Annotated in this window: 12 protein-coding genes; 8 read left to right on the forward strand and 4 right to left on the reverse strand. The window is 69.7% G+C overall.

Annotation, left to right across the window (positions count from 1 at the left end):
* Positions 1-17 precede the first annotated feature (17 nt).
* Both CRP56_RS17045 and CRP56_RS17050 read right to left on the reverse strand, forming a co-directional pair.
* A complete protein-coding gene (locus tag CRP56_RS17045) occupies positions 18-1100 on the reverse strand; it encodes a sugar phosphate nucleotidyltransferase (protein WP_097264934.1) in 1083 nt (360 codons plus the stop codon).
* 158 nt (positions 1101-1258) lie between these two features.
* The gene (locus CRP56_RS17050) at positions 1259-2614 is read right to left on the reverse strand and encodes a peptidoglycan recognition protein family protein (RefSeq protein ID WP_097274142.1); all 1356 of its coding nucleotides are present in this window, start codon (positions 2612-2614) and stop codon (positions 1259-1261) included.
* A 140-nt stretch (positions 2615-2754) separates the two neighbouring features.
* On the opposite strand from CRP56_RS17050, the gene CRP56_RS17055 reads away from it, so the two are divergent.
* The 5 genes from CRP56_RS17055 (at position 2755) to CRP56_RS17075 (ending at position 10461) form a co-directional block, all read left to right on the forward strand.
* Complete coding sequence (locus CRP56_RS17055; protein WP_097264936.1) at positions 2755-3510, forward strand: TIGR03089 family protein; 756 nt, start codon at positions 2755-2757, stop codon at positions 3508-3510.
* A gap of 193 nt (positions 3511-3703) precedes the next feature.
* Complete coding sequence (locus CRP56_RS17060; RefSeq protein ID WP_097264938.1) at positions 3704-4918, forward strand: LCP family protein; 1215 nt, start codon at positions 3704-3706, stop codon at positions 4916-4918.
* Positions 4919-5141: 223 nt separating this feature from the next.
* Positions 5142-6893: an LCP family protein gene (locus tag CRP56_RS17065; protein ID WP_097264940.1), complete on the forward strand. Its 1752-nt coding sequence runs from the start codon at positions 5142-5144 to the stop codon at positions 6891-6893.
* A 173-nt stretch (positions 6894-7066) separates the two neighbouring features.
* Positions 7067-8659 (forward strand): LCP family protein, encoded by a 1593-nt coding sequence (locus CRP56_RS17070; protein WP_179851043.1) that lies wholly within the window; start codon positions 7067-7069, stop codon positions 8657-8659.
* Between the two features lie 248 nt (positions 8660-8907).
* On the forward strand, positions 8908-10461 hold the full coding sequence (locus CRP56_RS17075; protein WP_097274147.1) for an LCP family protein: 1554 nt from the start codon (positions 8908-8910) through the stop codon (positions 10459-10461).
* A gap of 31 nt (positions 10462-10492) precedes the next feature.
* Here CRP56_RS17075 and CRP56_RS17080 read toward each other — a convergent pair whose 3' ends face one another.
* Complete coding sequence (locus CRP56_RS17080; RefSeq protein ID WP_097264942.1) at positions 10493-11521, reverse strand: glycosyltransferase family 2 protein; 1029 nt, start codon at positions 11519-11521, stop codon at positions 10493-10495.
* Between the two features lie 140 nt (positions 11522-11661).
* Between CRP56_RS17080 and CRP56_RS17085 the strand changes: the two genes are divergently transcribed.
* The 3 genes from CRP56_RS17085 (at position 11662) to CRP56_RS17095 (ending at position 14587) form a co-directional block, all read left to right on the forward strand.
* Positions 11662-13113 (forward strand): LCP family protein, encoded by a 1452-nt coding sequence (locus CRP56_RS17085; protein ID WP_097264945.1) that lies wholly within the window; start codon positions 11662-11664, stop codon positions 13111-13113.
* 108 nt (positions 13114-13221) lie between these two features.
* On the forward strand, positions 13222-14046 hold the full coding sequence (locus CRP56_RS17090; RefSeq protein WP_097264947.1) for an SAM-dependent methyltransferase: 825 nt from the start codon (positions 13222-13224) through the stop codon (positions 14044-14046).
* Between the two features lie 169 nt (positions 14047-14215).
* A complete protein-coding gene (locus CRP56_RS17095; protein ID WP_097264949.1) occupies positions 14216-14587 on the forward strand; it encodes a four-helix bundle copper-binding protein in 372 nt (123 codons plus the stop codon).
* A gap of 59 nt (positions 14588-14646) precedes the next feature.
* On the opposite strand, the gene CRP56_RS17100 is transcribed toward CRP56_RS17095, so the two are convergent.
* A complete protein-coding gene (locus CRP56_RS17100) occupies positions 14647-15936 on the reverse strand; it encodes an LCP family protein (RefSeq protein WP_097264952.1) in 1290 nt (429 codons plus the stop codon).
* Positions 15937-16027 lie beyond the last annotated feature (91 nt).

The following is a 16027-nucleotide window of genomic DNA, read 5'->3' on the forward strand; positions in this document are numbered from 1 at the left end:
AGCGTCGAAGAAGTGCCTCACTGATCGGAGGAGAAGCGGACCGCCCCCGCCGGGATCCTGGCGTCGCACCACACCCGGGCGCCGTCCCGCAGCTCGTTGTCGGGGCCCACCACCGCGCCGTCCCCGATGACCGTGCCGGTGAGGACGGAGCGTTCGCCCACCCTCGCTCGGGTGCCGATCAGGGAGTCCGTGATGATCGCGCCCGGTTCGATGACCGCGCCCGGCAGGATCGTGCTGCCGAAGACGCGGGCACCCTCGGCCACGAAGGCGCCCTCGCCGACCACCGTGCCGCCGGTGAGTTTGGCGTCGGGGGCCACCTGGGCCGTGGGGAGGATCAGCCGGTCGCCGCAGCGGCCGGGGACCGCGGGGGACGGGGCGCGGCCGAGGACCAGGTCTGCTGAGCCTCGTACGAAGGCGGCCGGGGTGCCCAGGTCCAGCCAGTACGTGGAGTCGACCATGCCCTGGAGGTGGGCGCCGGCCGCCAGGAGGTCGGGGAAGGTCTCGCGTTCGACCGACACCGGTCGTCCCGTCGGGATCGTGTCGATCAGGGAGCGGCGGAAGACGTACGCGCCCGCGTTGATCTGGTCGGTGACGATCTCCTCGGGGGTCTGGGGTTTCTCCAGGAAGGCCAGGACCTTCCCGGTCTCGTCCGTGGGGACCAGGCCGTACGCGCGCGGGTCGGTGACCTTCGTCAGGTGCAGGGAGACGTCCGCGTCCGTCGCCTCGTGCGTGGCCACCAGCGCCCTGATGTCCAGGCCCGTCAGGATGTCGCCGTTGAAGATCAGGACCGGGTCGTCGGGGCCGGAGTGGAGGCGGGAGGCCACGTTGCGGATCGCGCCGCCCGTGCCGAGCGGCTCCTCCTCGGTGACGTACTCGATGTGCAGGCCGAGGGCCGAGCCGTCGCCGAAGTACGGTTCGAAGACCTCGGCCAGATAGGACGTGGCCAGGACGATGTGGTCCACGCCCGCGGCTCTGGCTCTCGCCAGCTGATGTGTGAGGAACGGGACTCCGGCCGCACGGACCATGGGCTTCGGGGTGTGCACCGTCAGCGGGCGCAGCCTCGTGCCCTTGCCTCCGACCAGGAGGATCGCTTCTGTCACCTGTCGTCTCTGCTTCCTGCCGGTGACCGGCCGAACTGTCTTTCGGCCGGTCAGTGTATGCAGACCGTTGTGCGGCGCTTTCGACAGCATCGACGGATTCGACGGCAGTACGGTTCTCTGTCCGTCCCTCCTGGTTCTCCGGGCCCCTCGCTCTCCTCCTACCTCCCCTGGTAGCGCGCCGCGGTCGAGCGGGCCTTGCCGAGTTTGCGGTAGAGCTCCCAGCCGGGACAGGCCGTGGAGAAGCCGTCGCGGTGGCCGGAGATGACGTTCAGCCGAGCCTTCGTGCCCTTGCGGTAGAGGTTGCCACCGCCCGACTTCAGGTATGTCTTTCCGCGCGGATCGGCGCCGTAGAGACCGAGTTTCCAGGCCGTCAGCCGGGCGATGGCCTTCACCGCGGCGGACGAGGGGCGGTTGGAGCCGAAGGAGCCGAGGACGGCGACCCCCATGCTGTTGGTGTTGAAGCCGAGGGTGTGGGCGCCGAAGACGGCCTTCGCCACTCCCCCGGCGCGGCCCTCGTAGATCTTGCCGCACTTGTCGACGAGGAAGTTGTAGCCGATGTCGCGCCAGCCCATGCTCTCGACGTGGTAGCGGTAGATACCGCGAATGACGGAGGGGGCCTGCGAGCAGCGGTAGCCGTTGCCGGTGGCCGTGTGGTGCACGAAGGCCGCCTTCACCTTCTTCGTGTAGACGAACCTCTTCTCGCGCAGCGTCTCGTCCGCCCCCCAGCCGCGGCGCGTCACGATCTTCGGGCGCGGGCCGATGAACGGCTTCACCCGCTGGCTCTCCGTCAGTTCACCGGCCCGCAGGGTGCGCAGCTCCCGCTCGGTCTGGGCGCGGTCGAGCGCGGGGATCTCGAGGGCGCCGGGCGGCGCGAGTCCGGCGTTGGCGGCGGAGGCGGCCGCGGCCTCGGAGGTCTCGACGCCGAGCCCGCCACGGACCCGTGGACCGCCGGCCGGGCGGCCCTGCGGGAGGGCGGCCCCGCCGGGGTCGACGAGTTCGAGGCGCAGCCCCGACGGCAGCGCGGCCGTCGCGGCACCGACCTCCCGTGTCTCGGCCTCCGCCCGCACCCGCACCTCCACGCCGTCCGAGTCCCCCACCCACAGCGGTGCCGTCGCCCCGCGCACCCGGCCCGAGGAGCGCTCGGCCGTGCCGGGGTCGGCGCCGTCGTCGCCGTAGTGCGTCTCGACGTCCTGCCAGGGGGACCACGTGCCCGAGTCGAGCGCACGCGCGCGTACCTGGACGCGGCCGTGCAGGGCGGTGTCCGGGTCGTCCCAGACGACGCCGACCATCGAGAAGCGGTGCACATCGCTACGCGGCAGGCCCTGTACGGGGGCGGAGCCCAGGGAGCGGTCGGCGCCGAGCGGGGCGAGGGGCAGCGACTGCGTACTGCCCGGGACGGCCGCCTCCGCGCTCGGCGCCGGGCGCGCGACGGTCGCGGCGGCGGGTGGGGTCAGCGGAAGGGCGAGGGCCGCCGCACACGTGACACCGATCGAGGAAGCAAGAAATCCACGCATGTGAACGATGTTGGACATAGTCATACATTTCTGTCCATCCGGGAATTGACGGAGCGTCGACTGCCGTTCCCCCGAACCGGTGAGCCCGCGGCGGGCCGGTCCCTCGCCGCCGCGCCGTGCGCCCGCGTACGCTTGCCCGGGTGAACGCCACCGATCGCACCCCTGCCGACCTGCTGCGTTCCGCGCTCGCCGCGGATGCCGGACGCCCCCTGGTGACCTTCTACGACGACGCCACGGGCGAACGCGTCGAACTGTCCGTCGCCACCTTCGCCAATTGGGTGGCCAAGACCGCCAACCTGCTCCAGGGCGAGCTCTCCGCGGAGCCCGGCGACCGGGTCGCGCTGCTGCTGCCCGCGCACTGGCAGACGGCCGTGTGGCTGCTGGCGTGCTCCTCGGTGGGCGTGGTCGCCGATGTCGCCGGGGACCCCAAGGCGGCCGACATCGTGGTGAGCGGCCCGGACACCCTCGACGCGGCACGCGCCTGCTCCGGCTCCCGGATCGCGCTCGCCCTGCGACCGCTCGGCGGACGCTTCCCGCAGCCGCCGGACGGCTTCGCCGACTACGCGGTCGAGGTGCCGGGGCAGGGCGACCGGTTCGCGCCGTTCGCGCCGGTCGACCCCGATGAGCCGGCGCTCGTCGTCGCCGGGCGGGAGTTCAGCGGGGCGGAGGTCGTGGAGCGGGCGGCCGCGGAGGCCTCCGGCCTGGGGCTCACGGGGCCTGGGTCCCGGTTGCTGTCGGGGTTGCCCTACGACACCTGGGAGGGGCTGTGCGCGGGGTTGTACGCGCCGTTGGCCACCGGGGGGTCCGTGGTGCTGTGCCGGAATCTTGAGCTGTTGGGGGAGGATGCGGTGGCGAAGAGGATTGAGAGTGAGCGGGTGAGTGTTACCGCGCGCTGAGGCCGACTGAAGGGTGCGGGCGCGTTGGGGCTGGTCGCGCCCACGCGGCGGAGCCGCACATCGATACAGCCCCGCGCCCCTGAGGGCACCATCCGTACCGCCTACTAAAAAGTGCCCTCCCTCCCCCTCCACGCCATGGTCGTAAGAGCGAACCGCACCACACGCTCGTACGTCATGAGGGGTGGATCGAACCGTGACCGACACCGCAGGCACGCCCTCGCAAGGCACCCTCGGTCCGGGAGCGGGCGCCTCTGCCACCGGGCGGGGGCTGATACGGCGGCGCCGGCGGCGTTGGCGGCGGGGTGGGGCGATCGGGGTGGGCGTCGTCCTCGTGGCGGCCGTCGGGACCGGGTGGGCGCTCTACGCCAAGCTCGACGGGAACATCACGTCCGACAACGCCGCCGCCGCGGAGCTCGCCCGGTACGAGAAGGAGCGGCCCACCGCGCTCGTCAAGGACGCGCAGAACATCCTGCTGATCGGGTCGGACTCGCGCTCGGGGGACGGCAACGCGCGCTACGGGCGGGACTCGGGGACCGAGCGCTCGGACACGACGATCCTGCTGCACCTCTCCGCCGGGCGGCACACCGCCACCGCCGTCTCGCTCCCCCGCGATCTGATGGTGGACGTACCGGCCTGCCTGCAGGCGGACGGCAGCCGGAGCGAGCCGATGTTCGCGATGTTCAACTACGCCTTCCAGAAGGGCGGTTCGGCCTGCACGATCCGGACCGTGGAGAAGCTGACCGGCATCCGGATCGACCATCACATGGTCGTCGACTTCCACGGCTTCAAGGACATGGTCGACGCGGTGGACGGCGTCGAGATCTGTCTGACCAAGCCGATCAACGACAAGGCCGCCAAGCTGAAGCTCCCGGCGGGCAAGGTGACGCTCAACGGGGAGCAGGCCCTCGGCTACGTCCGCGCCCGCAAGTCGATCGGCGACGGCAGCGACACCGACCGGATGGACCGGCAGCAACGGTTCCTCGGGGCGCTCGTCAACAAGGTGCAGAGCAACGACGTCCTGCTCAATCCGGTGAAGCTCTATCCGGTGCTGGACGCGGCCACGTCCTCGCTCACGACCGATCCGGATCTGGCGAGCTTGCGTGGTTTGTACGACCTCGTGCGCGGACTGCGCGACATCCCCACCGAACGTGTGCAATTCCTGACCGTGCCGCGGGAGTCGTACGCCTACGACGCCAACCGCGACCAACTCGTGGAAGCCGAGGCGGAGAAGCTGTTCACCCAGCTGCGCACGGACGCGCCGGTGGCGGTCGCCGAGGAAGTTCCGCGGGATTCCACGACAAAGAACCCCAATTCGAGCGACGGTTCGCAAGAAGAAGCGGACGGCGACGAGGAGTCGCCCGCACCCACATTCCGAGGAAACACAGCCGCCGAGGACACCTGCGAGTAAAGCGATTACCAAGGCGACGTACATCTGTTCAAGGAAATGGGTGGATTGCCCGGTTGTAGGGACGTGGAATTTGTCACCGTCGTCGCCTGCCGATGAACTGGGCGGATAGTGTGAGCGATCCGGTGCACCCGGCCGTAGTTAGGCTTGCGCACTGTTTGACCGAGACCCGAGCGCCGTTGAGGGGGAAGGCGCCGCGTGGCCCCGACGGAGGATTCAGACAACCGTGGACGCGCAAGGCCGTGGGCGGGCGGACGACATCGACCCCGCAGACCAGTGGGTACTCAATCCGAACACTGGCGAATACGAACTGCGACTGACTCCTTCCGCACCGCAATCAGCGGTCCCGGGGCCCCGCAGCAGAACGACTCCCCGCCCGGCGGGCTCTTCGGGCGCGCCGCGCGGCAGAACGGCCGCGCCGGGACGCACCTCGCCCGCCGACGCCCCCGGCCGTGACGTACCGCCGCCCCGGCGTCGGCGCGGTGCGCCCGAGGAGCCGCCGCCCGGCCGCCGCAACCGGCGGCCGGTCAAGAAGAAGGCACGCGGCAAGAAAATACTGCTGTGGACCGGCGGCGTGATGGCCTTCGTGCTGGTCGGCACGGCCGGTGCCGCGTATCTGTACCTGAAGCACCTCGAAGGCAACGTCACGACCGAGGACGTCGGCAACGTGGCCGACGACGGGTTCAGCAAGGACGAGGCCTTCAACATCCTGATCATCGGCACCGACAAGCGGACCGGGTCGGGCAACGAGGGCTACGGCGACAAGGGCAGCGTCGGGCACGCCGACACCAACATCCTTCTGCACGTCTCCAAGGACCGGACGAACGCGACCGCGATGAGCATCCCCCGGGACCTGATCGTCGACGTGCCGGACTGTGAGACCAAAGAGGAAGACGGCACCGACAAGATCATCCCGGGCACCCAGCACGTCCGCTTCAACACCAGCCTCGGCCAGGACGGCCGTAACCCCGGCTGCACCATGAAGACGGTCGAGGAGCTCACCGGCATCGACGTGAACCACTTCGCGATGGCCGACTTCAACGCGGTGAAGACGCTGACGAGCGCGGTGGGCGGCGTCGAGGTCTGTCTCGCCAAGGACGTGGACGACCCCGACTCGCATCTGAAGCTGTCGGCCGGCAAGCACACGATCGAGGGCGAGCAGGCCCTCGCCTTCGTCCGCACCCGGCACAGCTTCGGCAACCAGGGCGACCTGGACCGCATCAAGGTCCAGCAGCAGTTCATGAGTTCGCTGATGCGCAAGATGACCTCCGGCGACACCCTCACCAGCCCGACCAAGCTGATCAAGCTGGCCAACGCGGCCACCAAGGCGCTCACCGTCGACACCGGCATAGGGAAGGCCAGCACGCTCAAGGACGTGGCGCTGGAGCTGAAGAAGGTGCCGATGAAGAACATCACCTTCACCACGGTGCCGGTCAAGGACAACCCGGCCGAGGTGGTCAAGGCGACCGTCGTGCCGCTTGAGCCGAACGCCTCGCAGGTCTTCAACATGATCAAGAGCGACACCTCCTTCACCGAGGTCAAGGCCCAGGAAAAGAAGGAGAAGGCCGCGGTCGCCGCCCGGTTGAAGGGCTCCAAGTCGGACGCCTCCGAGGTGCGGGTGCGGATCCTCAACGGTGGCGCTCCGGCCGGCAGCGCGCAGGAGGAGCTCACCTACCTCCAGACCGAGGAGGGCGTGACCAAGTCCGAGAACGCGGGCAACGCCGGCGCGTCACAGGCGAAGACGACCCTGGAGTACGCCCCGGACCAGGCCGACCAGGCCCGTCGGCTGGCCGCGATCCTGGGGCTCAAGGGCTCGATGATGAAGCCCGGCAAGAGCGTCACCAACTCCCAGGGGCTGCCGACGATGACGCTGACGCTGGGTGAGGACTTCAAGGGGGCCGGGGTGAAGATGAACGCCGCCGCGGTGGCGTCGAACGTCGACAAGACCACGGCGAACGAGGTGAAGTGCGCCAAGTGAGCGGAACCCGAGGGGGCGGGCCCGCGGGCGACGGCGCTCGCTGAGAGACGGGGACGCGGGCAACGGCGCCCGCTGAACATCTGAAGTGTGTTGACCTGACAGGCCTGTCGAACGTCTAACAGGGCGTACGGCAGGCCTGTGGGGTGCGTGGTGCGGGTGGGGAGGACGGGGAGATGAGCCACAGCAGTGTCCAGGAAGAGCAGCAGCCGGAGGTCGCGGAGGGGGCGGCCGAGGGCAACGGGGGCAGACACGGCAGACGCCGGGCGCGACCGCGCCGCAAGCATCGTGTGCTGCGCTGGTCGGCGACGACGCTGTCGGTGCTGATACTCGGCACGGCCGGCGCCGGTTATCTGTACTACCAGCATCTGAACGCCAACATCGACAAGGGCAAGCGCAGCACCGGCGGCTCCAACGCGGCGAAGGCCAAGCCGAACGCCGCCGGGCAGACGCCGCTGAACATCCTGCTGATCGGCTCCGACAGCCGTAACTCCGACGAGAACGTCAAGCTGGGCGGCAGCAAGGACAACCGGGGCAATCCGCCGCTGGCGGACGTGCAGATGCTGATCCACCTGTCCGCGGACCGCAAGAGCGCGGCCGTGGTGAGCATCCCGCGCGACACCCGCGTCGACATACCCAAGTGCACGGACCCCAAGACGGGCCATGTGTACCCGGCGACCAACGACATCATCAACACGACGCTGGCCCGCGGCGGGGCGGGGTGCACGCTCGACACCTGGCAGAACCTGACCGGCGTCTACATCGACCACTGGATGATGATCGACTTCGCGGGCGTGGTGAGCATGGCGGACGCGGTCGGCGGCGTCGAGGTCTGTGTGAACCAGAACGTGTACGACCACCCGACAGCGGCCCAGAAGGGCGGCTCCGGCCTCAAGCTCACCAAGGGCAAGCACGACGTCAAGGGCAAGCAGGCGCTCCAGTGGCTGCGCACCCGGCACGCCTGGGGCAGCGACCAGATGCGGGCGCGCGCCCAGCACATGTACCTGAACTCGATGATCCGCACGCTGAAGCAGCAGAACGTCTTCACCGACGGCGGGCGGCTGATGGACCTGGCCGAGGCGGCCACCAAGTCCCTCACGGTCTCCGAGGAGATCGGCACCGTGAAGAAGCTGTACGACCTGGGCATGCAGCTGAAGTCGGTGCCGACCGACCGGCTCACCATGACGACGATGCCGAACGCCGAGGACCCCCAGGACAAGAACCACCTGGTCCCGGAGCCCGCGGGCGCCGCGAAGATGTGGCAGATGCTCCGCGACGACGTTCCCTTCGACGACAAGGGCTCTGGCGGCAAGAAGAAGACCAAGGAGAAGGTCTCCGACGACCCCGCGGCGCCTGACGACCGGATCGCGGTCGCCGTGCAGAACGCCACCGCGTCCTCGACGCTCGGCCCGGCCAACGGGCGGGCCCGTACCGTCACCGATCTGCTCCTGGGCAAGGGTTTCGCCCGGGCCACCGCGGACGCCTCGGCGGGGCTGTCGGAGGAGCGGACCGTCGTGCGCTATCCCAGCGCCGACCTGGAGGGCGACGCCCAGCGCGTCGCCAAGTCCCTGGGGATTCCGCTGAGTTCGGTGAAGAAGTCGGCGGACGTCTCCGGGATCACGCTCGTCGTGGGTGCCGACTGGCGTGAGGGCACGACGTACCCGAAGAAGTCCGATCCGAAGGCCGGGGACCTGCCGTCGAACTCCGACGAGATCAACGGGGCCGACGACAGCAAGTGCATGGACGTGTACGGGACGTACCAGTGGTAGGGACGCGGCTGCGGGGCGACCGAGGGAAACCCCTGCCCCCACAGCCAACTCCTAAGTGACTGGCGAATGATGAGCCGCGCTCGCGTACGCTTCCGACCAGGCGGACCGGGCGCGCAGTCGACCAGCCGCCCGCCGGGCAAGGGGAGGCTCGGCGGGCCGGCCAAGGGTCCGCTTTTGTGACGCAGGGTGGGGAGGGCAGGGAGTTGACGCAGAGCGTGCGCGGAGAGGTGCCCGCGGTCGGGGACACGATGTCCCTCACACCGCAGGCATCGGCGCCGCCCGCCGGTCACGGCAGGGGGCGGCGCAAGAAGGGCGACGGCAAGCGCGGACGGCGTGTTCTGCGCTGGTCTGCGATCGTGCTGGCGATGGTCGTGCTCGGCACCGCGGGTGCCGGTTACCTGTACTACCAGCACCTCAACAGCAACATCAAGAACGATGCGCTGAACATCGGCGACGAGAAGGACCGGGCCGCCGAGTCGAAGGCGAACGCGGCCGGGCAGAAGCCGCTGAACATCCTGCTGATCGGCTCGGACGCCCGCGACAGCGCGGAGAACCAGAAGCTCGGCGGGGCCAAGGAGACCTTCAACGGCACCCCGCTCGCGGATGTGCAGATGCTGGTCCATGTCTCGGCGGACCGCAGCAACATGTCGGTGGTGAGCATGCCGCGCGACACCCTGCTGCAGATACCCAAGTGCACCGACCCCGACGACGGCACGGTGTACCGGGCGACCACCACCCGCACGATGACGAACCAGTCGCTGGGCCGCGGCGGCCCCGGCTGCACGGTGGCCACCTGGGAGAAGCTGACCGACATCCACATCGACCACTTCATGATGATCGACTTCTCGGGTGTGGTGTCGATGGCGGACGCCATCGGCGGCGTACCGGTCTGCGTGGACGCCAACGTCTACTCCCACACCTCCAGCGGCCACGGCTCCGGCCTGAAGCTGAAGGAGGGCACGACGTCCATCAAGGGCAAGCAGGCTCTGCAGTGGCTGCGCACCCGCTACGGCTTCGAGGACGGCAGCGACCTCGCCCGGGCCCGCGCCCAGCACATGTACATGAACTCGATGGTCCGCCAGCTCCGCGAGAACGCCACCCTGAGCAACCCCGGCAAGCTCCGGAACCTCGCCGAGGCGGCCACCAAGGCGCTCACCGTCGACGACGGCCTGGACACCGTCAAGAAGCTCTACGACCTCGCGGGCGAGCTGAAGAAGGTCCCCACCAAGCGCATCACGATGACGACGATGCCGAACCGGTACGTCGGTGCGCGGGTGGAGCCCACCGAGGACGCGGACACGCTGTTCCGGCTGGTGCGCGAGGACATCGCCCTCGACGGCAAGGACAAGAAGAAGGCCACCACGGAGACGACCACCTCCGACCAGGCCGCCCCGGACGACGAGATCGGCATCACCGTCGAGAACGGCACCCGCACCGACACCCTCGCCCCGGTCAGCGGCCGGGCGAGCACGGTCGCCGCGCTCCTGGCCGGCAAGGGCTTCACCAAGGCCGCGGCGGACCGGACGACGGCGACGGCCGCGGAGAAGACCCTGATCCGCTACCCGAGCGTCGACCTCAAGGGCGACGCCCTGCGGGTGGCCAAGGTCCTGGGCGTCCCGACCAGTTCGGTGAAGAAGTCCACGGACGTCTCCGGGGTGACGCTCGTGGTGGGCGCGGACTGGCGGTCCGGTACGGCGTACCAGGCGCCCGCGGAGTCGGACAGGACGCCGTCCACCGCGGACGCGATCAACGGCGCCGACGACACCAAGTGCATGCACGTCAACCCGGACTTCACCTGGTAGACCTGGCGGACCCGGGCAGGGCCCGCGGTGCTCAGTGCGAGCTGAGCACCGCCGGCCGCCGCGACGCGATGACCTTCCGCGCCAGCGACCTGGGGCTGGTCAGGAAGCCGTACCCCCACGACATGTGCATGGTGGCCAGGGCGACCGGTATCTGGAGGCGGGCCTTGAGGGACAGGCCCTTGCCGGCCGGGAGCGAGCCCAGGGCGATCGCCGCGAGGTAGCCGCCGGGGACGACGAAGCCGAGCGGGGTCAGGGTCGCGCCGACCACGAGGCCGGCCGCGATCGCGCACACGGCGACCGGCGGGGCGAGGTAGCGCAGGTTGATGGAGCCGGAGTGGTAGCGGGCGACGACGTGCCGCCAGCGGCCGTAGTCCTTGTACTGCTTGGCCAGCGCCTTCACCGACGGCCTCGGGCGGTACGACACCCGCAGCTCCGGCGAGAACCAGATCAGACCGCCGGCCTCGCGGATGCGGAAGTTCAGCTCCCAGTCCTGGGCGCGGATGAACTCCTCGTTGTAGCCGCCCTGTTGTTCGAGGGCCTCGCGGCGGAAGACACCGAGGTAGACCGTCTCGGCCTCGCCCGCCTGCCCACCTGTGTGGAAGGCCGCGTTGCCGACGCCGATCTTCGAGGTCATCGCGGCGGCGACCGCGTCCTCCCAGGCGTTCTCGCCCTCGGCGTGCATGATGCCGCCGACGTTCTGCGCGCCGGTCTCCTCCAGGAGCCGCACGGCGGTGGCGATGTAGTTCGGCGAGAGCATGCCGTGGCCGTCGACGCGGACGACGATCGGATGGCGGGAGGCCTTGATCGCGGCGTTCAGGGCGGCGGGCGTGCGGCCGGTCGGGTTGGGGACGGTATGGACGCGGGGGTCTTCGCGTACGAGCTCGGCGGCGATCTCGTCCGTGCGGTCCTTGGACGGACCGAGGGCGATCACGACCTCCATCTCGCCGGCGTACTCCTGCGCGAGGATCGCTTGGACGGCTCCGCGCAGATGCCGTTCCTCGTCGAGGACGGGCATGATCACAGACACGGCGGGGAGCTGCACGTCGGGCTTGGCGTTCATAGGGGGCTCACGTTACCGCGAACGGGGGACACGGTTGCGCCCCGCCCGGGGCGGCGTCCCGGGCCGCAGATCGTATCGGCCTACGGTGCTGAAGATCCCATGTAAGGCCCTCAGGTCCGGTCTCAGCGGAGGTGTCCCCCATGTCCACGCCGCCCCGCCGCTCCCCCACCGCCCCCCGGCCCCGACCGAGGCCGCGGCCACCCGTTCGGCGGCGGAAGCCGCGTTGGGCCGCACGGGCGGTGACCACGCTCTCCGTGGTGGTCCTCGCCTCGGCCGGCATCGGGCACGCGGTCATCTCCAGCCTCGACGCGGACATCGCGCGCGTGGACCCCTTCAAGGACATGAAGAACCGGCCGAGAGCCGGGCACGGCATGAACGTGCTGCTCGTCGGCACCGACGGCCGGGACAAGATCACCGAGGCGGAGCGGCGGAAGTACCGCCTCGGCGGCGCGCCCTGTCACTGCACCGACACGATCATGATCGTGCACATCTCGGAGGACCGGGAGCGGGCCAGCGTGGTGAGCCTGCCGCGCGACTCGTACGCGATGACGCCCCCGCACACCGACCAGATCAGCGGCGCGCAGCACCACGGCCACCCCATCAAGCTGAACGCGGCGTACGCGGAGGGCGGCCCGCAGCTGACCGTGCGGACCGTCGAGACGATGACGCACGTGAAGATCGACCACTATCTGGAGGTCGACTTCACCAGCTTCATGAAGACGGTGGACGTCGTGGGCGGCGTGAAGATCTGCACCGCCGAACCGCTGAAGGACTCCTACACCGGCCTGGACCTGCCCGCCGGCTCGCACACCCTGATGGGCGGCGAGGCCCTCCAGTACGTCCGCTCGCGGCACATCGACGGGGCGGCGGACCTGGGGCGGATGAAGCGCCAGCAACGCTTCATGGCGGCGCTGATCGACCGCGCGACGTCCTCCGGCATCCTCCTCAACCCGCTGAAGTTCCGGGACGTGACGCGGGCGGTGCTGGGCTCGGTGCGGGCGGACCGGGAGTTCGGCACGGGCGAACTCCTGGACCTGGGGCGGGCGATGCGGAACTTCTCGCCGTCCTCCTCCGAGTTCACGACGGTCCCGATCGGGCAGATGGGATACGTCGTCAAGGGCGTCGGCTCCACCCTGAAATGGGACGCGCGCAAGGCGGGCCGGCTCTTCCAGGCGCTGCGCGACGACAAGCCGCTGGCCGTGCACAAGCCGAAGAGCAAGGCCGTACGGGTCGCCGTCGCCCCGCAGCAGATCCGCGTCCAGGTCGAGAACGGCACCGCCACCGCCGGGCTCGGCAAGCGTGTCGACGCCCAGCTCGCGGCGACCGGCTTCCGCACCACCCACCAGCCGGTCACCTCGGCGAACCGCGCCGTCAAGCGCACGGTCATCGCCTACGACCCCCGCTGGGACCGCTCCGCGAAGTCACTGGCGGCGGCGCTGCCGGGCAGCGAGCTGCGGCCGGTACGCGGGCAGGGAGCGGTGCTGAAGGTGATCGCCGGGGCGGACTTCCAGCAGGTGCGGAAGGTGCGGGCGGAGGATCCGTACCAGGGGGAGTTCGGGGTGGTCACCGGCGATGAAGTCGGATGCCTGTGAGTCCGGAATTTCGGTCAACTTCCGGCCACGGCCACGAACTTGTGTCTAGTTTGGTGCGCATCCCGACCGGTGATGTCCGGTCAGTGCCGCCCGAAGGAGACCAGGCTCATGTCCGATCCCGCAGTGCCCCGTGACGAAGGCGTCGCACGCGTGACCAGGCTCCGGACCGACGTGTCCCACTCGGCCCGGATCTGGAACTACTGGCTCGGCGGCAAGGACCACTACCCCGTGGACGAGGAGGTCGGCGACCAGATCCTGTCCTTCGTCCCGGCCCTGCCGCGCTCGGCGGTCGCGGACCGCGCCTTCCTGGCCCGCGCGGTCCGGTATCTGGCCGAGGACGCGGGCATACGGCAGTTCCTCGACATCGGCACCGGACTGCCCACCGCCGACAACACCCACGAGGTCGCCCAGCGCATCGACCCCACGTGCCGGATCGTCTACGTCGACAACGACCCCCTCGTCCTCACCCACGCGCACGCCCTGCTCACCAGCACGCCCGAGGGCGCCACCGACTACATCGAGGCCGACGTCCACGACCCGGAGAAGATCCTGCGGGGCGCCGCCGAGACCCTCGACCTCACGCGGCCCGTCGCGGTGACGATGCTCGGCATCGTCAACTTCGTCATGGACACCGACGAGGCGGTCGGGATCGTGCGCAAGCTGCTGGCGGCCCTTCCCTCCGGCAGCTACCTGGTGATCTCGCACCCCACCACCGAGGTCGACGGCGAGGCGATGAAGACGGCGGTGGAGTACTGGAACAGCCAGGGCTCGGCCCCGATGACCCTGCGCAGCCGCGCCGACCTCGCCCGCCTCTTCGAGGGCGTGGAGCTCCTCGAACCCGGCATCGTCTCCTGCTCGCGCTGGCGGCCGGAGGCGCCGGAGGGCGAGATCGCCGAGGTCACGCACTTCGGCGGGGTGGGCAGGAAGCCGTAACCCTGATGGCGGCCACCGGGTCGCCCGGGTGAAATGGCGGGGACCGTGCGTGTGTGCCGGTTACGTTCCGGATTATTACCGTCCGCCCGATGGCGCCGGGCGGTGGGCGGGCGTAGGACGGAAGCGCACGGGGCCCGTCCCGGGCTCCGCACCCCCCCGAGGAGGAGCCATGACCACCAAGCCCGGAATGACCGGAATGACCGCCATGAGCAAGGAGATGCAGGACTGCGTCGAGGCCTGCATGTCCTGCCACAGCATGTGCGAGGAGGCCATGAGCTCCTGCATGCAGATGGGCGGCCAGGCCCAGATGCAGATCATGCGCGCGCTCATGGACTGCTCCGAGATGACCCGCATGTGCGCGGACATGATGATGCGCCGCTCGCCGATGTCGGCCGAGATGTGCGCGATGTGCGCCAAGGCGTGCGACATGTGCGCCGAGGCGTGTATGGCCATGCCGGACGACCCGATGATGATGCGCTGTGCGGAGGCGTGTCGCCGCTGCGCGGAGATGTGTCGCAGCATGGCGGGCGCCACGATGTGAGCACGGCGCCCTGAAACAGCTCAGGGGCACCCCGAGGGGTGCCCCTGAGTCGTGCCGGATCAGTTGCCGGAGACGGTGACCTTCTCGTCGTTCTGCAACTCGTCCACCAGCGTCTTCACCTTCGCCTTGTCCCAGACGAGGTTGCCGCCGGTCGAGCCGGAGATCGGCATGTTCATGGAGGTGCCGTCACCGCCGCTGACGCCCTTCATCGCCCAGAACATGGACGCCAGGTCCCACAGGCTCATGTCCTTGTCGACGATCAGGGAGTCCAGGCCGGCGCCCATCGTCGGGTAGAACTTGAAGGGGTTCAGGACCGTCGACGGGGTGGCGACCTGGTGGGCCAGGGCGGCGAGGAACTTCTGCTGGTTCTTCGTGCGCTCCAGGTCGCTCGCCGCGAAGGCGTGCCGGGTCCGGACGAAGGCCAGGGCCTGCTCGCCGTTCAGCGTCTGCTTGCCGCTCTTGAAGTCGGCGCCCGAGTACTTGTCCTTGAATCCCTTGTCGATGTCGATCTCGACGCCACCGACCGCGTCCACGATGTCCGCGAATCCGTTGAAGCCGATCTCGACGTAGTGGTCGATGTGCAGGCCGGTGTTGTACTCGATCGTGCGCACCAGCAGGGTCGGCCCGTCGATCGCGTACGCCGCGTTCAGCTTGTTCGCGCCCATCGCGGGCCTGATCTTGCCGGACTCGGAGCCCTTGAACTGCGGAATCGTGACGTTCGAGTCGCGCGGCAGCGAGATCAGGGTGTCGCCGTTGTCACCGACGTGCAGGATCATCATCGAGTCCGTGCGCTTGCCCTCGGCGGACCCGGTGTGCAGCTTCTTCTTCTCCTCGGCGGACATGCCCTCACGGCTGTCGGAGCCGACGATCAGGTAGTTGGTGCCCTTGCCCGTGTCGGGCCGGTCGATGACCTTCGACAGGTCGACGTCGCGGTTGAGCTTGGAGTCGGCCCAGAAGTACGTGCCGATCGTCGTCACGACCAGGACCGTGACGACGGTGATCGCCGTCCACTTGATCCGGCGCCGCCAGTTCGGCGCGGGCCGCTCGCCGCGGGTACGGCCGCCCGGGCCGCCGGTGCCGCCGGCGCCGTAGACCTGGCCGGTGTTGTAGCCGCTGTCGTACCCGTCGCCGGCGGGGGCGTCGCTGTAGCCGCCGCCGTAGGAGGGCTGCTGCGGCACTCCGCCGCCGTAGGGCGGCGCGGACTGGCCGGGGCCACCCCCGTACGCGCCCGAGGCGGGCCTGCGGACCTGCCGCATGGCGCGGGCGCCTTCAGGCTGTGCGCTCGCGCTGCCGCGTCCGTAGCGGTTGCCGCGGTTCTCGTCGGACCATGCCTCGGGCCAATCGTTCATGGGGCCCAGTGTGCAGGGAACGGCTGTGCCCTTTACAAGGGTCGTAGGAAAATCAGGGCACGGCTGTTGCGAACCCAACACAAAGTCCGCG

This window comes from Streptomyces sp. TLI_55, assembly GCF_900206255.1.
GTDB lineage: Bacteria > Actinomycetota > Actinomycetes > Streptomycetales > Streptomycetaceae > Streptomyces > Streptomyces aquilus.